Raw genomic sequence first — 20,926 nt, forward strand, 5'->3', positions numbered from 1 at the left:
CTGCTTCGACAGGACTCACCGTGACCGACCTCGAACTCAAGCACCATCAAGTGGCCACCTCCCTCGGCGAGATCGCCGTGGCCGAAGTCGGCGAGGGACCGGTGCTGGTCATGCTGCACGGCGGCGGCCCCGGCGCCTCCGGTGTCAGCAACTACCACCAGAACCTGCCCGCCCTGGCACGCCACTTCCGTGTGATCCTGCCCGACCAGCCCGGTTTCGGGGGCAGTTACCGGCCCGGGGAACAGGATCTGGCGGAACGGTCGATCACCGAGATCGGTGTCGACGCGCTGTTCCAGGCACTCGACTCCCTCGGCATCGGCACCTTCCACCTGCTCGGCAACAGCCTCGGCGGTGCCGCCGCGATCGCCATGGCCCAGCAGCGTCCCGAGCGGGTTACCCGGCTGGTGCTCATGGCGCCGGGCGGCGGCTGGCTGCCCTTCGGGCCCACCCCCACGGAGGGGCAGAAGGAGATGTTCCGCTACTACAACGCCGGCGGCCCCAGCGAGAAGAAGATGGCCGCGTTCATCCGCACCATGGTCTACGACCACAAGCAGTTCGGCGAGGACGTCGTCCGCGCCCGCTACGAGGCCTCCCTCGACACGAGCCACATCGCCTTCTACCACTACTACAACGCGGCCTTCGCGAAGCGCGGCGGCATGGACCCGCTCTGGCGCGATCTCCACAAGATCAAGGCGCCGACGCTGCTGCTGTGGGGCCGGGACGACCGCACCATCACGCTCGACGGCGCCCAACTGATGCTCAAGCAGATCCGGGACGTGCAACTCCACGTGTTCGGCAAGTGCGGGCACTGGGTCCAACTGGAGCGGCAGCACGAGTTCGAGCGCCTGGTCACGGGCTTCCTTGCCGAGGAGACGACGGAGGCGGCGTCATGAGCGGAAGCGTCATAAGTGGTGGCGGCTGGCTGGAGGGCTACACGGCCCTGATCACCGGGGGCGGTTCGGGCATCGGCCGCGCGGTGGCCGAGCGTTTCCTCGCCGAGGGTGCCTCGGTGACGATCGTCGGCCGGGACAAGGACCGGCTGGACGAGGTCGTCGACGCGGCCCCCGACCCGTCCCGTATCCACGCCGTGGCGGCCGACGTACGCGACTCGGCCGCTCTGCACTCCGCTGTCGCCGGGACCGTCGACCGTTTCGGCAAGCTGGACACGCTCGTCGCCAACGCCGGCATGTGGGACTACCAGCGCCAGCTCACCCGGCTGAGCGGCCAGGAGCTGGACTCCGCCTTCGACGAGATCTTCTCGGTCAACGTCAAGGGATACGTCCTCGCCGCCGAAGCGGCCTGGCGGGAGCTGGTGAAGACCCGCGGCAGCATCATCATGACCCTGTCCAACGCCTCCTTCTACGTCAACGGCGGCGGCCCCCTCTACACCGCCAGCAAGCACGCCTGCCTGGGCCTGATGCGCGAACTCGCCTACGAGCTGGCCCCCAAGGTCCGCGTCAACGGCGTCGCCTGCGGCGGCATGAACACCGACCTTCGGGGCCCCGAGTCGCTCGCCCTGTCCGGCCGCTCGATCGCGTCGTCGTTCGCGAAGAAGACCCCGGACGCCCCGCCGCCGCCCATCCCGCTGCACGACTCCAGCACGGACCCGCGCGACTTCACCGGCTCGTACGTGCTGCTCGCCGCCCGTGAGCAGAGCGGACCGATCACCGGGCAGGCGATCAGCGTCGACGGCGGAATCGGCGTACGCGGCTTCGCGACCGCCGCAGGCGGCGACCACCTCTGACCTCTGACCATCCGGCGCAGCTCAACGAGGAGCCGCTCGTGACCACGTTCTCCACCACGACCCCGCATCCGGCCAACTCGTGCGCGCGGGTCGACCTGAACCCCGCCGCGGCGGTCGAACGCCACGCCCGCCACGACGCGGACAGGGTCGTCGTCCGCTACGCCGGAGGCGACCTGACCTACGCCCAGCTCGACGACAAGGCGGCCCGGCTGGCCGCCGTCCTCGCCGAGGGAGGTGTCGCGGACGGGGACCGCGTCGCCTACGTCGGCCTCAACAGCAGCTCGTTCCTCGTGACGATGCTGGCTGGTTTCCGGCTCGGCGCCGTGTTCGTGCCGGTCAATTTCCGGCTGGCCGAAGCGGAGCTGGAGGCTGTGCTCACTCACAGCGGTGCCACGGCCGTGATCTGCGAGCCGGGCCACCGCGAACGCGTCGACAGCGTACGAGGACGCACCGGCCTCGCCCGTTTCCTCCTCGTGGACGACGACACGGCGGTCCCGGCCGCCGAAGTGACCGGGTGGGAGCCGTGGGCTCGGCTGCTGACGGCCACCCTGCCCACCGCCCGTGTGGTGGCCAAGCACGCCGATGACCCCGCGATCCTGATGTTCACCTCGGGCACCACGGGCGCGCCCAAGGGCGTCGTCCTGACCCACGGCAATATCTTCTGGAACGCGGCGAACGTGGAGCTGCGCCTGGACACCCGGCGCGGTGACGTCACCTACGCCGCCGCTCCCCTTATCCACGTCGGTGCCCTGAACAGCTTCGTCCTGCGCACCCTGGTGCGCGGTGGCACGGTGGTGATCCGCCGCGGCTTCGACCCGCAGGCCTGTCTGGACGACCTTGTGGCGTACGGCGTGAACTCCATGTTCGGCGTGCCCCAGATGTTCGCCGCCCTCGCCCGGGTACCGGGTGTCTTCGACGCGGACCTGAGCCGACTGCGGTCGGTCGTCGTGGCGGGAGCACCGGTCCCGCCCTCGCTGATCGAGCAGTACGCCGAGCACGGGGTTCTGCTCCAGCAGGCCTGGGGACTGACCGAGACCGCCCCCTTCGCGACCCACCTGCCGATCGAGCGCACCCTGGACAAGGTCGGCTCGGCAGGCGTCCCGATGCCCTTCACCGAGGTCCGTGTCGTCGATGCCGCGACCAACCGTCCCGTCCCGGACGGCGAGCCCGGCGAGATCGTGGTGCGCGGCCCGAACGTCACCGCCGGGTACTGGAACAACCCGCAGGCCAACAGGGCGGCCTTCGACGAGAAGGGCTGGTTCCACTCGGGCGACATGGGCCACCTCGACGAGGACGGCTGCCTCTACATCGTCGACCGCCTCAAGGACATGATCATCAGCGGTGGGGAGAACGTCTACCCCGCCGAGGTCGAACGGGTTCTGTCCGCCATGCCGGGCGTGGTCGACGTCGCGGTCGTCGGAGTGCCCGACGAACAGTGGGGGGAGACCGTGGTGGCCGTGATGAGCGTGGACGACCCGGCGATCACGCTGGAGGCCGTGCGCGCATGGGCGGCCGGACGTCTGGCCCGCTACAAGTTGCCGCGTCGGCTGACCGTCGCGCCGGCGGTCCCCAGGAACGCCTCGGGCAAGCTCGACAAGGCCGTCGTCCGCCGGATCGCCGGAGAGGACAGCTGACATGCTCGCGGTACCCGCGCTTCCCGACCTGACCGTCGAGGGTCCCTGGCAGGTCACCGTGGAGACCTGGAGTCGCCGCGAGGGCAGGCTGCGCGTGCGCGGGGCCGAGGCAGACGCCGACACCGTGGTCCGGATCGAGCGCTGCGCGGCCGGCCGGCTCCGGGACGCCTATCCCGTCGGCGCCCACGACGTGGAACTCGTACTGGAACCGGAGCAGCAGCGGGCGCGTAGGGCTCCCGCGCTGCTCCGGGCACTCGCGCTGGCCGTGCACGCTGCCGACGTGCGCTGCCGCAAGGTGGTGTACGCCGTCGAGGAGGACGACCGCGCGGGCATGGACCGGGCGGAGGCGGCCGGATTCCGATACGTGGTCGACACGGACCTTCAGGAGCGGCGGCTGAGCCTGCTGGTCCACGAACCGGCGTGGGTCACCCACACCGACATGGACCTGGACCGGGTGCCGGGCAGCTGAACGGTCCCGGTCCCAGAGGGCCTGGCCGGTCCCGGTCCCAGACGGCCTGACCGGTCCCGGACGGGCAGCGGTTCGGTCCGGGCAGGGTTCAGCGGCCACGATCCGCACGCGAACCCGTGCCTTCGGGTGATCCCTTCCCCATGCCCTGGACATTGCGTCGACCTATATATAAAACTTGCTACATAGTGGCCGTAGTACAAACCCTGAGGTCGGCCCCAGGATCACCGGAACGGCCCGAGAGGGCGAGGCGGCTTCGCCCGCCGCCCTTCGTGTCGACTCTCCCTTCAGCGTCCGGCCGCCCCGCCGGTCCAGAACATCCCCCGGAGGACTCGATGTCCGACCCAGTGGCCCCGAAGCTCGAACCGACAGTGGAAGCCTGGCCCGAGGGCTCATTCGACGCTTCGGTCCTCAAGCCCCTGTGGCTCGACAGCGACCGGCGCCCGGAGCCCCGCAGCCCGCTGGCGGGCGACGAGGACGTCGACCTGCTCGTGGTGGGCGGCGGCTTCACCGGGCTGTGGACGGCGCTCCGGGCAGTCGAGCGGGAACCCGGACAGCGTGTGCTGCTCATCGAGGGCGACCGTCTCGCCGAACACGCCACCGGCCGCAACGGCGGCTTCTGCGAGGCGAGCATCACCCACGGCGAGGAGAACGGGCGGGCCCGCTGGCCCGACGAGTACGAGAACCTGCACCGATTCGGGATGCGGAACCTGGACGAGATCGAGGAGACCGTCGCCCGTTACGGCATCGAATGCGGGTTCACGCGCGCCGGGAGCCTGCACGTCGCCACGCGCCCGCACGAGGTCGACGCCCTCGACCCGGGCGAGCCGGGGTTCCTCGACTCGGACGCCGTACGCGCACTCGTCGACTCACCCACCTACCTCGCCGGCCGGCACGTCCCCGATGAGTCCGCGCTGGTCGACCCCGCACGTCTGGCCTGGGGCCTCGCCGAGGCGGCGGAGGGCCTGGGGGCGCGGATCGCCGAGCACACCCGTCTGCTTTCGCTGAGCGGCGCCACCGGTCACGTCACCGCCGTCACCAGCGGCGGCACGGTCCGCGCCCGCAAGGTGGTGCTCGCGACCAACGCCTTCCCCAGCCCGCTGCGGTCGCTGCGCCTGTTCACCGTGCCCGTCTTCGACTACGTACTCGCCACCGAGCCGCTGACCGACGAGCAGCTCGCCGCGATCCGCTGGAACCCGGACTTCGGCGTGGCCGACTCCGGCAATCAGTTCCACTACTACCGGATCACCCCGGACCGCCGAATCCTGTGGGGCGGGTACGACGCGATCTACCACTACGGCAGGTCGGCCAGGCCGGAGCACTACGACCGCCGGGAGACCTTCGAGGCCCTGGCGCGGAACTTCGCCGCCACCTTCCCGCAGTTGCGCGGGATCCGCTTCACCCACCGCTGGTCCGGCCTGATCGACACCTCCACGCGGTTCTGCGCCTTCTACGGAACCGCGCACCGGGGGCGCACCGCCTACGCCACCGGCTTCACCGGGCTCGGTGTCGGCGCCTCCCGGTTCGCGGCGGACGTCACGCTCGACCTGCTGTCGGGCCGGGAGACCGAGCGCACCGGCCTGGAGATGGTGCGCAAACGGCCGCTCCCCTTCCCGCCCGAGCCGCTGGCCTGGACCGGCATCCAGATCACCCGCTGGTCCCTGGCCCGCGCGGACCGTTCCGGGCGCCGGAACCTCTGGCTGCGGGTCCTGGACCGGCTGGGCCTCGGCTTCGACTCCTGAGTGGGGCACCCGTCCCGTTTGCTCTCCGCACCCGCGTCGAACGACCCTGTAAATCCTGCGTGAACTCTGGCTTTATTGAATAATACGCGCTATACAGTGACTGTTATGTACGGTGCGCCTCTCGGTCCGAGGCCCATCTCGGAGCCTCGCTCCGCGCACATCAAGGAGACCCTCATGTCCCTGGCTGTGACGCCCTGTCGCCCTAGGCGCAAGGCATCTCTCATCGCCGTCGCGATCGCACTGACCGTGACGGCAAGCGCCTGTTCCGGGAATTCCGGTGACTCGTCGCAGAAGTCCCCCGGGGAAAAGCGTGAGCTCGTCTCCACCGCGGAAGCCGCCAAGGGGAAGGTCGACCAGGTGACCTGGAACCTCACCAGTGGCGAGCCGGACACCCTGGACCCGCCGAACGCGGCCACCTACGGCGGCGGCCAGGTCGTGATGAACCTGTGCGACACGCTGGTCCGCTACGACGCCGACTACAACATGTCGCCGGGGCTCGCCGACTACAAGCAGGTCTCGCCGACCAAGCTGGTCTATACCCTGCGGGGCAACGCGCATTTCTGGGACGGCAAGCCGGTGACCGCCGAGGACGTGGTCTACAGTCTGGAAAGGGCGAAGGCGAACAGTATCGTCAGCAGCTTCTTCGCGTCCGTGAAGTCGATCAAGGCAACCGGCGCCAAAGAGGTCACAGTCGAATTCTCCACGCCCGACGAGAAGTTCAACACGGAGATGACGGATATCGCCGGCGTCGTCGTGGAGAAGGCGTTCACGGAAAAGGCGGGCAAAGATTTCGGCACGGCCAGCGGTGGACTGATGTGCAGCGGGCCGTTCAAGCTCGACAAATGGAAGTCCGGTGACTCGATCACCATGTCGCGCAACGACAGCTACTGGGACCCCAAGCGGCTTCCGCTGGCCAAGAACGTCAAGTTCACCTTCGTCACCGACACCACGGCGCTGACGAAGGCGCTCGACACGGGCGAGATCGACGGCGCGTACGAGCTTCCGCCGACCGCGATCCAGGCGCTGGAGAAGTCGGCCGCCGGCCGCCTCTACTTCGGTCCGTCCACGCAGAGCGTCGCGCTCAGTGTCGCCAACAAGGGTGTGCTGACCGAGGATCCGAAACTCGCCGCCGCCCTGCAGCGCGTGATCGACCGGGAGGCTCTGGCCGAGGCCGTCTACCGAGGAGGCGGTGACGCCCTCTACACCACCGTCACCCCGCGCACCTGGCCGACGGACCAGACCGCCGCGTACCAGAAGGCGTACCAGGAGTTCGAGAAGTCGCGGTCGTACGATCTCGCGGCGGCGAAGAAGCTGGTCGACGCGTCCGGCTACAAGGGCCAGGACCTGGTGCTCGCCTACGGCGCCGGTGACCCCACCGCGAGCCGGATCGTGCAGCTGGTCCAGCAGCAGGCCAAGCAGGCCGGCATCAACATCAAGCTCCAGAGCATGGGAGCCCTGGCCTTCCAGCAGGCCGGCTACGACGCGGGCAAGCGCAAGGGCATCGACCTGATGTTCGGCTCCAGCTTCAACTCCGTCAGCGACCCGCTGGAGCCCGCGCTCTTCTCCTACCTGCCGGGATCGCCGTACAACTACACCGGCTACAGCGACGCGACGACCGGGAAGCTGCTGGGCGAGGCCGTGGCGACCTTCGACGGTGCCAAGCGGGCCCAGCTCATCATCGAGGCCCAGCGCCGCTGGGAGGCCGCGAACCTCACCGTCCCGCTGGTGGCCACCCACACCGTGACGTTCCTCAACAAGCGACTCGCCGGAGCGGTCACCTCGTTCGCGTACTGGTCGACACCGAACATGGCCTTCATCGGCTCGGCCTCCTGATCTTCCTCCGCAGGGTGCCGTGCCCACCGCTCGTGGGACACGGCACCCCCGTCCCCTCGACGCGACCGTCTGCCCGACCGGGAACGCAAAGGCAAGAACATGACATCCACCTCAGCGACCAGCGGCACCGCCCGCTGGACCCGCCCCTGGCCCCGCCTGCCCGTACTGCGCGTGATCGCGCGCAGTGTGCTGGGCGCGGCGGCGACCGTGCTGGCCGCCTCGTTCCTCATCTACGCCGCGCTGTCGCTCACCCCGGGCGACCCCGTCGACCAGATCGTCGGACAGCGGGCGACCCCGGAGCAGCGCGCGGCGGCCCGGGCACAGCTCGGGCTCGACGAACCGCTGCCCGTGCGGTACGTCCACTGGGTGACCGACGCGGTTCAGGGCGACCTCGGCCGGTCGATCACCTACCGCCAGGACGTGACCGGGCTCGTCGAGCCACGGATCGCGACCACGCTCACACTGGTCGCCCTGGCCGCTGTCATCATCGTGGTGTTCGGCATCGCCCTGGGCGCGTTCGGCGGCATGAGCGACCGGTGGCGGCCCGTCGTCAGCGCGTTCGTCGGGGTGGGGTTGTCCGTGCCCGCCTTCGTGTCGGCGACCGTCCTCATCGGCGTCTTCGCCGTGAAGCTCGGCTGGTTCCCGACGTTCGGCGCCGGTGACGGGTTCGTCGACCGGCTGCACCACCTGCTGCTGCCGGCCATCGCCCTGTCCCTCGGCTGGACGGCCTACGTCGCCCAGATGACGACGGCGGCCGTACGCGAACAGGCCGGGAAGGACCATGTGACGACGGCCGTCGGCCGGGGTCTCGGGCGCGGACTCGTCTTCCGGCGGCACATCCTGCGCAACGCCGCGCTGCCGGTCATGACCGCCTCCGGGCTCACGGTGGCCGGACTGGTCGCGGGCTCGGTCATCGTCGAGACCGCGTTCTCCGTCGACGGGATCGGCTCGCTGCTGATGAAGAGCGTGACCAACAAGGACTATCCGGTCGTCATGGCGATCTCGATGCTGATCGTCGTCATCTTCGTCGTGGTCACCACGCTGCTCGACCTCGCCCAGACGGTCCTCGACCCGCGGACCCGGACCACAGGAGGCCGGAAGTGACCACCCTCGCTCTCCCGGCCGGACGCGCCGCCCGTATCGGGCGGTCCGTCCGGCGGGCGGACCCGGTACTCCTCGCGGCGGCGACGGTCTGCTCGCTGCTGGTGCTGCTGGCCGTGCTCGGCCCGCTGCTCGCGCCGTACCCGCCGAGCCAGACCGACCTCCTCGCGGCGAGCCAGGGCCCGAGCGCCGAACACCTGCTCGGTACCGACTCCCTGGGCAGGGACATCCTGTCCCGGCTCATGAACGGTGCCCGCCTCAGCTTCATGGGCCCCGGCCTGATCGTCGTACTGAGTCTCACTCTGGGCACCGGCCTCGGGATCGTCGCGGCCTGGCGCGGCGGGATCGTCGACTCGGCGCTGTCCAAGGTCTTCAACGTCGTGTTCGCGCTGCCCGGCATCCTGGTGGCGATCGTGGCGGGCGCCGTCTTCGGCGGCGGCTTCTGGGCTCCCGTGCTCGCGCTGTCCCTGGTCTACACGCCGTACGTGGCCCGTGTGGTGCGCAGTGCGGCGGTGACCGAGCGGCGCATGGCCTATGTCGAGGCCTGCGAACTCGCCGACATGCCGGCATGGCGCATCTGCACCCACCACATCCTGCGCAATCTCCTCCCGATCGTGCTGGCCCAGGCGACCATCAGCTTCGGCTCCGCGCTCATGGACTTCGGAGCCGCCTCCTTCCTGGGCGTCGGCATCCAGCCGCCGCAGGCCGAGTGGGGCCTCATGGTCAGCGAGGGGCAGGCGGACCTGCTGGACGGGGCCATGGCACAGACCCTGTCGGCCGGCCTGATGATCCTGATCTCGGTGGTGGCGTTCAACACCCTTGGCGAACGCCTCGGTTCACGCGCGGGAGGGCGGCGATGACGGCGACGAAGACGACGGAGGCGGAGATGCGACAGATGGCGGCGGCTCCCGCACTGCTCGACATCGAGCACCTCCGTATCGACCTGCCCGGACGCGGTCGCGGCGACAGCATGCGGCGTGTCATCCACGACGTCAGCCTGAGCGTGGCGCCGGGCGCCTCGGTCGGCCTGGTCGGCGAGTCGGGGTCCGGGAAGTCGATGACCACGAAGGCGGTCATGGGCCTGCTGCCGAAGGGCGCCAAGGTCTCCGGTGCGGTCAGGTTCCGTGGGGAGGACGTCTCGACGTACGACCGCAAACGGTGGACCGCCTATCGCAGCCACGACGCCTCGATGATCCACCAGGACCCCCGGTCCTACACCAACCCCCTGGTCAGAATGGGCGACTTCCTCATCGAGTCGGTGGTCGCCACCCGGCAGATGACCCGGGACGAGGCCCGCGACAAGGCGTGCGCGCTGCTGCGCGAGGTGGGCATCGCCGACGCGGCCCGACGTATGGAGCAGTATCCGCACGAACTCTCCGGCGGCCTGCTCCAGCGGATGATGATCGTCATGGCGCTGATGCCCTCACCGTCGCTCGTGCTGGCGGACGAGCCGACCACCGCGCTCGACCCGACGGTGCAGTCCGAGGTGGTGGCCATCCTCTCCGAGCAGATCCGTGAACGCTCGGTCGGTCTCCTCTTCATCACGCACGACCTCGACCTCGCGGCGGCCATCAACGACTCCCTGGCGGTGATGTACGCCGGTGTGATCGTCGAGAAGGGCCCCTCCTCGGCGCTGGTGGCCCACCCCCGGCACCCGTACACCGCCGGGCTGCTGCGCTCGCGTCCCCGGCTGGACGAGGTCGAGGAGCTACGGGCGATCCCGGGGCGCCCGCTGTCGGCCTTCGAGGCCGGCAAGGGCTGTGTGTTCGCGTCGCGGTGCGAGTTCGCGACGGACCGCTGCCGTGAGGAGCGGCCGGAGCTGATCGAGGCCGGCGGGCGGAGCGTCGCCTGCCACCGGGCCGACGAACTGTCCGATGTCCTGGTGGGAGGGTCCGCATGACCGGCGACACCCGGATGACCGATGACATCCGCACGGCAGGCGACCCCCGCCTGGCCGAAGAGATCCGTATGACAGGCGACCCCGTGGTGACAGCCAACATCCTTGAGGTCCGCGGGCTGCGGAAGACTTTCGTCACCCGTGGCGCGGCAGGCCATGGGGAGCATGTCGCGGTCGACGACGTGTCCTTCGACGTCCCGCGCGGCTCGTGTCTGGCGATCGTCGGGGAGTCGGGCTCGGGCAAGACCACGACCGCCCGGATCGTCGCCGGCCTGGAGACCGCCGACACCGGCACGGTGACGATCGACGGTGAGACCGCCGCAGGGCGCGGGAGCCGGCGGGGACGGGCGGCACGGCCGGTCCAGATGGTCTTCCAGGACCCGTTCGGCTCCCTCGACCCCCGCCAGCGTGTGGGCGCCGCGATCGACGAACTGCTGCGGCTGCACCACCGGCTCGGCAGGGCCGAACGCCGTGCCCGGGTGCTCGAACTCCTCGCGCAGGTGGGGCTGGACGAGCGATGTGCGGGCGAGTTCCCGGGGAACCTCTCCGGCGGGCAGCGTCAGCGCGTCGCGATCGCCAGGGCCCTGTCGATGGAGCCGAAGCTGCTGATCCTGGACGAGGCGGTGTCGGCCCTCGACGTCAGTGTCCAGGCGCAGGTGCTCAACCTGCTGATCGACATCCGCCGGCAGACCGGGATCAGCTATCTCTTCATCTCCCACGACCTCGCGGTCGTCCGTCAGATCAGCGACCGCTGCGCGGTGATGTGCGACGGACGTCTGGTGGAGGAGGGCACGACGGCCGAGGTGCTCGGCAGCCCTCGTGAGGAGTACACCCGGACCCTGATCGACGCGGTCCCACGGCCCGGCTGGACACCCCGGCGCCGTACGGGACCGGCCGAGTCCGGGGAGTGAGCCATGTACCGCCTCGCGGGGCAGGTCCCCCGACTACCGCGCGACAGCGTCCGGTTCACCGGCCGGACGCCGCACTCCAAGGCCTGCCAGCCCGCGTTCGAGCACCCACTCGACACGGTCCTGCGGCCAAAGGTCCGGGTGCTCGACCACCGACAGGGTGACGCCGTTGGTCAGGGCCCGCAGATAGCCGACGGACGCTTCGAGTTCGTCGTCGGGCACCAGGTCCTGGAGCCGTTCGCGCAGGAGGGAGCGCATGCGCTCCTCCATCGCGTCGAAGAAGTGGCCGATCGAGTCGTGTTCGCCGCGATGGGGCACGAGCGCGATCCGGCCGGCCTCGGCCGTCACATCGTCCGCCTCGGCCGGAGTCATCCAGCGGAGCAGGTTGAGCAGCCGGTCGTAGCCGACCTTTCCCTGGTCGACCTCTTCCATCTGGGCGTCGTACGAACTGATCAGTTCGTCGGTGACCGCGACGAACAGCTCGTCCCGGTTGGCGAAGAAATGGGTCACGAGGGTGATGGAGCCGCCGAGTTCCTTGGCGAGGCTCTTCAGGGTCAGCGCCTGTGTTCCGCCCCTGGCGAGAATGCGGATGGCCGCGTTGGCGATCTCCAGACGGCGTGCGAGGTGGTCGATGGGGCGAGGCAACGAGGCTCCCGGTATCCGTGGGCTGTCCGCTTCCTGACGGAACTCTTTTAGTGTAACGGTTTTTACATCAAGGGGATCGCACATGGACACACCGGAGTCGGAGACGCGGGAACTCGCCGCGTCGTGGGCCGAAGTGCCCTCGCTCGCCGGGAGGGAGTTCGTCGGCGGCTGGTTCTCGGCGTCACCCGAGCGGAACGACGCGTTCGACGAGGTGACGTACGTGAACGACAACAAGCACGTGCTGGACGCGGGGCACTTCCCGGAGGGGCTGATGGAGGGCTTCTACGCCCTTGCCCTCCTCGATCACCTCGTCAACGAGGTGGTGTACGTCGACGACCCGAAGTGGAGCGGCTGGAACTACGGCCTCGACCGGGTCCGCTTCGTCACCCCGCTGACCGTGGCGGACCGCTTCCGGGTGCGCGGGACCCTGCGGGAGGTGACGCCGCGGCAGGACGGATATCTCGTCCTCCTCGACTGTGCCTACGAGGTCGAGGGCCGTGACAAGCCGGCGATGGTCGCCGAATGGCGCGTCCTGTGGACGCTGGAGAACTGAGGTCGAGATGAGCGACGAAGACATCCTCTGGATGCCCGGCCACGAGATGGCCGCGGCCATCCGGGCCAAGGAACTGTCCCCGACAGAGGCGGTCACCGCGGTCCTCGGCCAGTTGGAGAAGGTCGAGCCGCACATCAACGCCTTCGTCACGGTCACCGGCGAACAGGCGCTGGAGCAGGCGAGGGCAGCGGAGGAGCGGATCGCCCGGGGTGACGAACTCGGGCCACTGCACGGCGTCCCGATCACCGTCAAGGACCTCACCGCCACGGCGGGGGTACGCACGACGTTCGGCTCGAAGGCCTTCAAGGACTACGTCCCCGAGGAGGACGACATCTCCTGGGCCCGGCTCAAGGCGGCCGGCGCGATCCTGATCGGCAAGACCACCACCCCGCTCTTCGGCATGCTCGGCATCACCGATTCCGACCTGACCGGGAAGACCTCGACACCCTGGGCCGCGCCGACCCACACCTCCGGCGGCTCCAGCGGAGGCGCGGCGGCCTCGGTGGCCTGCGGGGTCGCACCCTTCGCCTGGGGCTCGGACGGCGGCGGCTCCATCCGGGTCCCGGCCGCCTGCTGCGGCGTGGTGGGCTTCAAGGCCACCCCCAACCTGATCCCCGGCGGCGGGGAGTCACCCTTCGAGACCTCCGCGGTGGTCGGCCCGCTCACCCGGAACGTCCGGGACGCCGCGCTGCTGCTCGACGTCACCGCGGGACCGCACCCGAGCCTGCCGCTCTCCTCCCCGCTGCCGGCGGAGGGCTTCGAGTCGGCCACGGTGAACGCCTCCCTGACCGGCCTGCGGATCGCGTACTCGCCGGACTTCGGCAGCGCGGAGATCGACCACGAAGTGCGGTCCGTCGTCGAGGCCGCGCTCCGCACGTTCGAATCAGCGGGCGGCGCCCGGGTCGATCAGGTGGAGATGAGCGTCCCCGACCCGATCGACTACTTCCACCGGATCTACGCCCCCGCCGTCCACCTGGCGATGGAGATCCCCACGCCCGCCGGCCGGCTCGGCGACCTGCCGCTGCACCCCGCCGTGTTCCACCAGGCCGAACTGGGGCGCTCCATGGCGGCGACCGACTACCACCTGGTCCAGCACACGACCCGGGAGGAGATCCTGCGGTCCTTCCTCGGAATCCTCGCGGACCACGATCTGATCGTCACCCCGACCATGCCGGTCGCCGCGTTCCCGCACCCGGGCGAGGAGGCGGGCAACACGCACGTCAACGGCAAGCCCGTACGCGAACCCATGCTCGACTTCCACCGGATGACGGAGTCGCCGACCCACGCCATGCTGCCCGCGATCAGCGTGAACTGCGGCTTTACGAATGCGGGGCTGCCGGTGGGCCTGCAGATCATCGGCCCGCTGCGCGCGGACGCCGCCGTACTGGCCGCGGCAGCCGCCTTCGAGAGCCTCACCGACTGGTCGTCACGCCGGCCGCCGATCGCCTGACGGCGCGAGTCCAGGCGGCTGCTTGTGCGGCTGGGCTGTTGATTGCCCCGCCGCACGGCGTCAATATATAGTGACCGCTACATAGCGCAGGTTACGCATGACGTGCTTCCAAGCTCTCCGCTCTCCCAGCCACAGCACGAAAGGCAGGCCCCCCATGGAGATCACGCACTTCGAGCCGGGTCCCGTCCCGGCGCAAGCCCGTCCGGTCGCGGTGCCCATGCGTGACGGGGTCCAACTGGCGGCCGATGTCTACCTCCCCTCGGACACGGGCCCCGCCCCGGCCGTTCTGGTCCGGCTGCCGTACGACAAGAACGGCGAATACTGCTTCATGCGGGAGATCGCGGCCTACATCGTCGGGCGCGGCTACGCCACGGTCGTCCAGGACGTGCGCGGCAAGTTCCGGTCCGAGGGCGACACCGTGTTCGGCGTCCACGAGGTGAACGACGGTTACGACACCGTCGACTGGGTGTCGAAGCAGGAGTGGTGCGACGGGTCCGTCGTCATGTGGGGCGACTCCTATTTCGGGCTGACCCAGCTCGCCGCCGTGGCCTCCGGGCACCCTGCGCTGCGGGCGATCTCCCCGCGCCTGACCGGCACCCAGCTCGCCTCCACCGTTCCGGCTGCCGACGGCCACCTGGCGGTGGACCCGAACTGGCGCAGGGAGTACTTCGCCACCCACTACATCACCAGGGACACCTACCTCTGGGATGCCGACTGGTCGCAGCGCCCGCTCGTCGACCAGTTCGAGCAGTTCTTCGCCGAGATCGGCGAGCGCTCGCCCAGCTACGACCGGGACATGACCGAGCCCTCCGCGCTCCGGGGTCTGGACATCGAGGACCTGGCAGGCGCCCGTCCGGTGCCGACGCTCTTCACCGTCGGCTGGTACGACAACTGCGCGATGTGGTCCTGGCAGGACATCACGAGGCTGAGCCAGGACCCCGAGTGGGCGCGGCACCTCCACCTGAGGCTTGAGGCGATCGACCACGAGAACTTCAGCCTCGCCGACGCCCCGATCACGGCGGAGACCAACCACGCGGAATCCCCGGAGCCCCGGAGCCGCCTGATCGCCAAGATCCTCGACCCCGCGCTGGCCTTCTTCGACCACTGGCTCGGTCGCGCCGAGGCCGAACAGCCGACGCGCGTCACGTACGAGGTCTGCCAGGAGGGCTGGCGTACGGCCGAGCAGTGGCCGCCGGCGGGCGGTCGTGAGCTGGTCCTGCACGCGGCAGCGGGCGACGACGAGCGCCACGGGCGTCTCTCCGCGGAGATCCCCTACGACACCGGCGAGTTCCTGCGCTGGACCTCGGACGGTTCGGACCTGGTGCCGTCCATCGCGAAGGACCCCTTCGCCATGGTGTACGGCAAGCGTGACCTTGCCGTGGACACCGAGCGCGGTGACGTGGCGTCGGTGGAGAGCGCGCCCCTCGACGACGACCTCGTCCTTGCCGGGCCGGTCTCTCTGCACGGCGTCCTGCGGGCCGACCAGCCCAGCACGGACCTGCACGTACGACTTCTCGACATCGACCAGGAAGGCAGGGGGACGCTGATCGCGCGCGGGAACGTCCGCCTCTTCGGCACCGAGAGCTACACACCCTTCCAGGTCGGTCTCCTGCACGCGGCCTACCGTGTGGCACCCGGACACCGTCTGCGGCTGCACCTCGCCGACAGCGACCACCCCGACTTCTTCTTCAACCCCGGGGACGGATCGGACTCCTGGACCGCGCTCAAGGCGGCCTCCTGCACCAGCACGCTCGCCCTCGGCGGCTCCGAGGGCCTGCGCCTCTCCCTGACGGTGCTGCCGAACCAGGCCGACTGGGCCGGCTGAGCCACGGCGACGGTCCGCCACCGCGCGGGTTCCCCTCCTGGGTTTCCACGTTCCCACGTACCACGACGACGTAAGCGAGTTCTGATGACCGACCAACTGCGTATCGAGCTGGCCCCCCACCATCGTGGCTTCCTCGGTCTGACCATCCCGGAGGCGCTGGACCTCGCGGCCGACCGGTGGGGCAACGACCTCGCGATCAGGATCGTCGAGGGCGAGCCGAGCGAGCACACCTGGTCCGAGCTGCGCGAACTCGTGGCCCGGGTCCGCTCCGGGCTGGAGGCGGCGGGTGTGGCGCCGGGCGACAAAGTCGGCATCATGCTGGGCAACCAGCTCGAGTTCCCGCTGAGCTGGCTGGGCGTCATCGAGGCGGGCGCCGTGGCCGTGCCGCTCAACGTCAAGTACACGGCGCGCGAGGTCGACTTCGTCCTGAGCGACGCCGGTGCGCGGTGGCTGATCGCCGGTACCGGGACGGTCGAACGGCTCCAGGAGGACGGCGCCGTGGGTCCCGTCCCCGCGCACCGCATCGTGGTCGTGGGCGACGACACCCAGGGCGTCGGCCCGGTCTTCTCCGACCTGGTGACGTCGGAGATCACTCCGCGCATGCACACGGCCGGGCCACTGGACGTGGTCAACATCCAGTTCACCTCCGGCACCACCGGACTCCCGAAGGGCTGCCTGCTCACCCACGAGTACTGGGTCGAGTTCGGGGTCTACTCCAGTGCCCTGTTCGACGACCCGCAGCGCCTGCTGGCCGACCATCCCTTCTACTACATGCAGAACCAGGCGTACTTCATGATCGCCATGGCCGGCGGCGGCGCCCTGTGCGTCACCGGCGGTCTCAGCCGCCGCAAGTTCATGGGCTGGCTCATCGACCACTCGATCGACTTCGCCTGGATCGACGACTTCCTCCTCGATGAACCCGAGAGGTCCACGGACCGTCAACTCGCCATCAAGAAGGCGCCGATGTCGGAGCTCTCCGGGACGGCGCACGCAGAGCTCGAAGCCCGCTTCGGCCTCCAGGCCCGCGACTGGTACGCGAGCACGGAGGCCGGCAACGGCACCTTCGTCCCCTGGGAGCGCACCGACCTGGTGGGCAGGCCGACCATCGGCCTGCTGTGGCCCACCCGGGAGGCGAAGATCATCGACGCGGAGGGCCACGAGGTGGAGCCCGGCACCGCCGGTGAACTGTGCCTGCGCGGCAGCGGCATGATGCTCGGCTACCACAACCGGCCCGAGGCCAACGCCGAACTGTTCCTGCCGGGCGGCTGGTACCGCACGGGCGACCTGGTCCGCAGGGACTCCGAAGGCCTGTTCTACTTCGAAGGCCGGATCAAGGACATGGTCAAGCGCAGCGGGGAGAACATCTCCTGCGCCGAGGTCGAGATGCGCCTCCTTGAGATGCCCGAGGTCGCCGAAGCCGGTGTGATCCCTGTCCCCGACCCCGACCGGGGAGAGGAGGCCAAGGCCATACTCGTCCTCAAGGAGGGAATGTCTGTGTCGGCCGGGGAGATCGAGGCCTGGTGCCGCCAGGGGCTCGCCGCCTTCAAGGTGCCGCGCTACATCGAGTTCCGCGCCGAACTGCCGCACACCTCCAGCGGGAAGGTGGCGAAGTCCGTACTGCGAGGCGAGGCCGAGCCGTTCGCGGGGGACCTGATCGATCTGCGGGCTCCTGTGCGGGACCGGGGCTGAATTCATGAACCCGAGGAAGGCGTCGTAATGGACCGTTGCGTCGACGCGCACGAAATCGAACTCACCCCCCTACCACTGGAGGCGGACGACATCCTCGCCGGACGTCCGGTGGCAGCCGCGCGGACACTGGGCGAGCTAGGCGGCACGGAATTCGGCCTGTGGGCCCTGACCGCCGGAACGGTTCGGGACGTCGAGGCCGACGAGATCTTCGTCGTACTCGAAGGAGACGCGACCGTCCGTTTCGAGACGGGCGAGAGCATCGAACTCACCCCCGGTGCCGTCGTACGCCTGCACGCGGGGGAACGCACCGAGTGGGAGGTCCGCTCGCCACTCCGGAAGCTCTACGTGGCCGTCGGCTGAGACGCACGCGCTTGAAGCCGGTGTGGTCGATGCTCGCGCGGCTGGGCCGGGGCGGCGGTCTTTGGCGAGGGGCTTCAGGAACGGGATCGCAGCATCGCGCACGCCCTTTCGAGGTCCTCCGGCGTGTCCACCGCGATGCCCTCGTCCCCGACGGCAAGCATCCGTACGCCGTGCCCGTGTTCTACGAGCCGGAGCATCTCGACGCCTTCGACACGCTCAACGGGTCCCTGTTCGAGGCGCCGGAACAGATCGAGTCCGCTGCGTGTGAAACCGTAAAGGCCAAGCTGCCGCAGGTAGTTCGGGCGGTGACCCCGCGGATACGGGATCGGCTGGCGGGAGAACATGAGGGCGTTCCCCTTCTCGCCCACCACGACCTTGACGACGTTGTGGTCGATGACTGATGCCGCGTCGTGCAGCTTCGCGTACGCGTTGACCGCCAGGGTCTCGGCGCTGAGGTGGACCAGGGCCTCCGAAGCCGCATCGATCGCGGCGGGGGCGATGAACGGTTCGTCGCCCTGGACGTTGATGTACGCGTCGGCCTGGACGCGCTGGGCGCACTCGGCGACGCGATCCGTCCCGGTGGGTGGTCGCCGGTCATCACACGTGGGCGCGGCGCCATTCACCGCGCGCAAGCAGGGCTGGCGTGGCGCACTCCTGCGGCGCCCGGCCGCTTTGCAGGTGGTGACCGGTCCAGCAGGACGACTGCTGTGGATCTCACCCACACTGCCCGGCCGCGCCCACGACCTGACCGCGGCCCGCACCCACCGGATCATCCGCATCTGCGAACGCCAAGGCATTCCGATCCTCGCCGACCGCGCCTGCATCGGAGCCGGCCCATGGGTGACAACACCACTCAGACGCCCACCAGGCCGCGACCTCACACCAACCCAGCAAACCGTCAACCGCGCACTGTCGGCGGCACGCGCCCCGGTCGAGCGCGGCGTCGCACGGCTGAAGTCCTGGCGGATCTTCCGCAAAGCCCGCTGCAGCCCGAGTCGATTGTCGTCAATCGCAGCCGCCGTCCTCACACGACGGCATCGCCGGCTACGGCACCGGCATCGACCTCGACGTGATCCACGCGTGCTGGTCGGCGCGAAGCCTGCCGGCGGTTCGCCGGCTGCTCGAGCACGGCTTCGACCCCTTCACGCCGGGCTGCGAGGTCGACGTGCCGAGATCCCGGATGTGACGTTGCGCGGGCCCGACTGCTACGAATGCGTTTCCACGCGTCGAGCAGGCCCCCTGGGGCGATCGCCCGCCCTTGATCTCGACAGAGCGAGGTGCGCATTCGTCGTCGGCAGATGACGACGCAGCCGAGGGTGAGCGCGAATCTCCCAGCGGATGCGCAGGCGGCGGAACCAGTGCAGCAGCTCGATCGCTCCTTCCCCGACCCAGCGGTACACGCCCAGGCCGGAGCCGTGCCCGGTGCCGCGCCGGGCGAGGTGCGGGGTGATCTGGAACCGGCGGACCTTGTCCCGGTAGACCTCGTGGTCATAGCCGCGGTCGGCGTACAGAACCAACCAGAAGTGGAACCTCAGCCGAGTCCACCCGTGTCCGGGCCGGGCACGCCCCGGCCCGGACACGGCGAAGAATCCGACGGGAACGCGCCCCCTTGTCAGGGCCATGGCCCTCCTCTACAGTCCCCGGATACGGAGACCATGGGAGCGCTCCCATGAGTGAGGTGTTCCAGCGCTCACTCCCCTCCCTCCGAGAGGACTCCCATACGAACGTCACGGCGCCCCGTCACGAAGAAGGCGGATCCCCCCATGCAGCTTCTTTCGACCCCTCGCCCGCTCACCCGAAGGCGCACCGTCAGGTTGCTGGCAGCACTCTGCTGCGCCGCGTTACCCCTTCTGGGCGCCGCGCCCCGGCCTCCCGCGGCGAGTGCCGCCGCGACCGAGGTACTGGGCAACGCTACGCACTTCGACGGGCTCGGCAGCCCGTACGGCGGCTGCGGTCTGCCGCAGCGCGAACTGGACAGCCAGGACTTCGTGGCGCTCAACGTGTTCAACACACCCGGCGACTACTCGGGCTCTTACCCGCGCCCGGTGCCGGACTCCAAGGCATCGATCAAGGGTGTCTTCGACAACGGCCGCAACTGCGGCCGCTGGGTCAAGGTCACCATCGGGGACTACTGCACCGGCACCAACGACGGCGCCGCGGGCCGGCCCTTCTGCCGCAACGGCTCCTGGGTGGCCGACAAGTACGAGGGGGCCACCCTGACCATGCTCGTCGCGGACAGCTGTGCCGATTCCAACGCCTGGTGCCGGGACGACCCCAACCACCTCGACCTGGCAACCGATTCCCTCAACCGCTTCCGGACGGGCAGCACCCCAGTGGGGACGATGTACCCCGACCACTGGAACAACCGTCATGTCTCCTGGAGCTTCGTCCCGGCCCCGGACTACAGCGGCGACATCCGCATCGGCTTCCTCCGGGGAGCCCAGCGGTACTGGCCCGCCATCGCCGTCTCCCACCTGCCCAACGGTATCCACGGCGTCCAGTACCTGGCGAACGGCACCTGGACCGACGCCGGAATGAACAGCGACATGGGGCAGTCCTACGTCATCGGCGCGACGGCCTCCGGCCAAAGCAGCTTCACCATACGGATCCGCGACGCCGCCGACGCCTGGGTGGGCGGCGAACGTACGTACTCGTTCTCCCTGCCGTCAGGCTGCGCAGGAGGCTGCCCGCAGGACTACACAGCCGTCCCCTACACCACCGGCGGCTCCGGAGGGACACCGTCTCCCACCCCCGAGCCGAGCCCCTCCGGCGACGCCGCCTGCACAGCGGAATGGAAGCTGACCAGCTCATGGCAAGGCGGGTACCAGGCCGACGTCACCGTCACCAACACCGGGTCCGGGCCGGTCACCGGCTGGTCGGTGCGTCACACCCTCCCGGGCGGTGTGACCGTGGCGAACCGCTGGAACGCGGTGGTGGATCCGTCCCGCCCCGCCACCACCGTTCACAACGCCTCCTACAACGGCTCCCTGGCGCCGGGCACGTCGACGACCTGGGGGATGACGCTCAACGGCGACGACCGAGACCTCGGCACACTCTCCTGCACCGCGTCCTGACTCCC

Annotated in this window: 18 protein-coding genes and 3 pseudogenes; 18 read left to right on the forward strand and 3 right to left on the reverse strand. The window is 69.6% G+C overall.

Features of this window, described 5'->3' with window-relative positions:
- The first annotated feature begins 20 nt into the window (after positions 1-20).
- The 10 genes from AOK08_RS04765 to AOK08_RS04810 all read left to right on the forward strand — a co-directional run bounded on the left by AOK08_RS04765 (position 21) and on the right by AOK08_RS04810 (position 11,328).
- A complete protein-coding gene (locus AOK08_RS04765; RefSeq protein WP_055523925.1) occupies positions 21-893 on the forward strand; it encodes an alpha/beta fold hydrolase in 873 nt (290 codons plus the stop codon).
- Complete coding sequence (locus AOK08_RS04770) at positions 890-1,744, forward strand: SDR family NAD(P)-dependent oxidoreductase (RefSeq protein WP_055523926.1); 855 nt, start codon at positions 890-892, stop codon at positions 1,742-1,744. Before AOK08_RS04765 ends, AOK08_RS04770 begins: the two co-directional genes overlap by 4 nt.
- 38 nt (positions 1,745-1,782) lie before the next feature.
- Entirely contained in the window at positions 1,783-3,378 is a 1,596-nt protein-coding gene (locus AOK08_RS04775) for a long-chain-fatty-acid--CoA ligase (RefSeq protein WP_055523928.1), read from the forward strand.
- Between the two features lies 1 nt (position 3,379).
- On the forward strand, positions 3,380-3,847 hold the full coding sequence (locus AOK08_RS04780; protein ID WP_055523930.1) for a hypothetical protein: 468 nt from the start codon (positions 3,380-3,382) through the stop codon (positions 3,845-3,847).
- Positions 3,848-4,179: 332 nt separating this feature from the next.
- On the forward strand, positions 4,180-5,586 hold the full coding sequence (locus tag AOK08_RS04785) for an NAD(P)/FAD-dependent oxidoreductase (protein ID WP_079053823.1): 1,407 nt from the start codon (positions 4,180-4,182) through the stop codon (positions 5,584-5,586).
- A 174-nt stretch (positions 5,587-5,760) separates the two neighbouring features.
- On the forward strand, positions 5,761-7,419 hold the full coding sequence (locus AOK08_RS04790) for an ABC transporter substrate-binding protein (RefSeq protein ID WP_055523932.1): 1,659 nt from the start codon (positions 5,761-5,763) through the stop codon (positions 7,417-7,419).
- A gap of 99 nt (positions 7,420-7,518) precedes the next feature.
- Positions 7,519-8,523 carry an ABC transporter permease gene (locus AOK08_RS04795; protein WP_079053824.1) on the forward strand — a complete coding sequence of 335 codons (1,005 nt, stop codon included), beginning with the start codon at positions 7,519-7,521 and terminating at the stop codon, positions 8,521-8,523.
- On the forward strand, positions 8,520-9,380 hold the full coding sequence (locus AOK08_RS04800) for an ABC transporter permease (RefSeq protein WP_241826826.1): 861 nt from the start codon (positions 8,520-8,522) through the stop codon (positions 9,378-9,380). The genes AOK08_RS04795 and AOK08_RS04800 overlap by 4 nt, the downstream gene beginning before the upstream one ends.
- On the forward strand, positions 9,377-10,420 hold the full coding sequence (locus AOK08_RS04805; RefSeq protein WP_241826827.1) for an ABC transporter ATP-binding protein: 1,044 nt from the start codon (positions 9,377-9,379) through the stop codon (positions 10,418-10,420). Before AOK08_RS04800 ends, AOK08_RS04805 begins: the two co-directional genes overlap by 4 nt.
- A 68-nt stretch (positions 10,421-10,488) precedes the next feature.
- Complete coding sequence (locus AOK08_RS04810; RefSeq protein WP_055523981.1) at positions 10,489-11,328, forward strand: ABC transporter ATP-binding protein; 840 nt, start codon at positions 10,489-10,491, stop codon at positions 11,326-11,328.
- Positions 11,329-11,361: 33 nt separating this feature from the next.
- On the opposite strand, the gene AOK08_RS04815 is transcribed toward AOK08_RS04810, so the two are convergent.
- Positions 11,362-11,970 (reverse strand): TetR/AcrR family transcriptional regulator, encoded by a 609-nt coding sequence (locus AOK08_RS04815; RefSeq protein WP_055523933.1) that lies wholly within the window; start codon positions 11,968-11,970, stop codon positions 11,362-11,364.
- Between the two features lie 82 nt (positions 11,971-12,052).
- On the opposite strand from AOK08_RS04815, the gene AOK08_RS04820 reads away from it, so the two are divergent.
- From AOK08_RS04820 to AOK08_RS04840, 5 genes are all read left to right on the forward strand, one after another.
- Positions 12,053-12,523, forward strand: coding sequence for a hotdog family protein (locus AOK08_RS04820; RefSeq protein WP_055523935.1), 471 nt, complete (start codon positions 12,053-12,055; stop codon positions 12,521-12,523).
- A 7-nt stretch (positions 12,524-12,530) separates the two neighbouring features.
- Positions 12,531-13,973 carry an amidase gene (locus AOK08_RS04825; protein ID WP_241826829.1) on the forward strand — a complete coding sequence of 481 codons (1,443 nt, stop codon included), beginning with the start codon at positions 12,531-12,533 and terminating at the stop codon, positions 13,971-13,973.
- A gap of 154 nt (positions 13,974-14,127) precedes the next feature.
- On the forward strand, positions 14,128-15,798 hold the full coding sequence (locus AOK08_RS04830; protein ID WP_055523936.1) for a CocE/NonD family hydrolase: 1,671 nt from the start codon (positions 14,128-14,130) through the stop codon (positions 15,796-15,798).
- An 84-nt stretch (positions 15,799-15,882) separates the two neighbouring features.
- Entirely contained in the window at positions 15,883-17,487 is a 1,605-nt protein-coding gene (locus AOK08_RS04835) for a class I adenylate-forming enzyme family protein (RefSeq protein ID WP_107100860.1), read from the forward strand.
- 27 nt (positions 17,488-17,514) lie between these two features.
- Complete coding sequence (locus tag AOK08_RS04840; protein WP_055523938.1) at positions 17,515-17,847, forward strand: cupin domain-containing protein; 333 nt, start codon at positions 17,515-17,517, stop codon at positions 17,845-17,847.
- Positions 17,848-17,921: 74 nt separating this feature from the next.
- Here the strand turns inward: AOK08_RS04840 and AOK08_RS04845 are convergent, their stop codons facing one another.
- A complete protein-coding gene (locus AOK08_RS04845; protein WP_241826834.1) occupies positions 17,922-18,470 on the reverse strand; it encodes a cytidylyltransferase domain-containing protein in 549 nt (182 codons plus the stop codon).
- A gap of 49 nt (positions 18,471-18,519) precedes the next feature.
- Here AOK08_RS04845 and AOK08_RS42735 point away from each other — a divergent pair.
- Positions 18,520-18,891 (forward strand): annotated as a pseudogene (locus tag AOK08_RS42735) (transposase family protein); the annotation flags it as partial.
- A pseudogene (locus AOK08_RS47015) lies at positions 18,878-19,033 on the forward strand (aminoglycoside phosphotransferase family protein); the annotation flags it as partial. The pseudogenes AOK08_RS42735 and AOK08_RS47015, both read left to right, overlap by 14 nt.
- A gap of 133 nt (positions 19,034-19,166) precedes the next feature.
- Here AOK08_RS47015 and AOK08_RS47020 read toward each other — a convergent pair.
- Positions 19,167-19,361: pseudogene (locus AOK08_RS47020) on the reverse strand (IS5/IS1182 family transposase); the annotation flags it as partial.
- 300 nt (positions 19,362-19,661) lie between these two features.
- On the opposite strand from AOK08_RS47020, the gene AOK08_RS04855 reads away from it, so the two are divergent.
- On the forward strand, positions 19,662-20,921 hold the full coding sequence (locus AOK08_RS04855) for a cellulose binding domain-containing protein (RefSeq protein WP_241826830.1): 1,260 nt from the start codon (positions 19,662-19,664) through the stop codon (positions 20,919-20,921).
- The last annotated feature ends 5 nt before the right edge of the window (positions 20,922-20,926 follow it).

Origin of the sequence: Streptomyces graminilatus (assembly GCF_001418565.1) — a bacterium.
Taxonomy (GTDB): Bacteria; Actinomycetota; Actinomycetes; order Streptomycetales; family Streptomycetaceae; genus Streptomyces; species Streptomyces graminilatus.

Bases quoted from the DNA above. Each gene is read 5' to 3' on its own strand.
- AOK08_RS04770 (WP_055523926.1), top strand. From the start codon at position 890: ATGAGCGGAAGCGTCATAAGTGGTGGCGGCTGGCTGGAGGGCTACACG.
- AOK08_RS04825 (WP_241826829.1), top strand. From the start codon at position 12,531: ATGAGCGACGAAGACATCCTCTGGATGCCCGGCCACGAGATGGCCGCG.
- AOK08_RS04795 (WP_079053824.1), top strand. From the start codon at position 7,519: ATGACATCCACCTCAGCGACCAGCGGCACCGCCCGCTGGACCCGCCCC.
- AOK08_RS04835 (WP_107100860.1), top strand. From the start codon at position 15,883: ATGACCGACCAACTGCGTATCGAGCTGGCCCCCCACCATCGTGGCTTC.
- AOK08_RS04790 (WP_055523932.1), top strand. From the start codon at position 5,761: ATGTCCCTGGCTGTGACGCCCTGTCGCCCTAGGCGCAAGGCATCTCTC.
- AOK08_RS04805 (WP_241826827.1), top strand. From the start codon at position 9,377: ATGACGGCGACGAAGACGACGGAGGCGGAGATGCGACAGATGGCGGCG.
- AOK08_RS04780 (WP_055523930.1), top strand. From the start codon at position 3,380: ATGCTCGCGGTACCCGCGCTTCCCGACCTGACCGTCGAGGGTCCCTGG.
- AOK08_RS04820 (WP_055523935.1), top strand. From the start codon at position 12,053: ATGGACACACCGGAGTCGGAGACGCGGGAACTCGCCGCGTCGTGGGCC.
- AOK08_RS04785 (WP_079053823.1), top strand. From the start codon at position 4,180: ATGTCCGACCCAGTGGCCCCGAAGCTCGAACCGACAGTGGAAGCCTGG.
- AOK08_RS04830 (WP_055523936.1), top strand. From the start codon at position 14,128: ATGGAGATCACGCACTTCGAGCCGGGTCCCGTCCCGGCGCAAGCCCGT.
- AOK08_RS04810 (WP_055523981.1), top strand. From the start codon at position 10,489: ATGACAGGCGACCCCGTGGTGACAGCCAACATCCTTGAGGTCCGCGGG.
- AOK08_RS04840 (WP_055523938.1), top strand. From the start codon at position 17,515: ATGGACCGTTGCGTCGACGCGCACGAAATCGAACTCACCCCCCTACCA.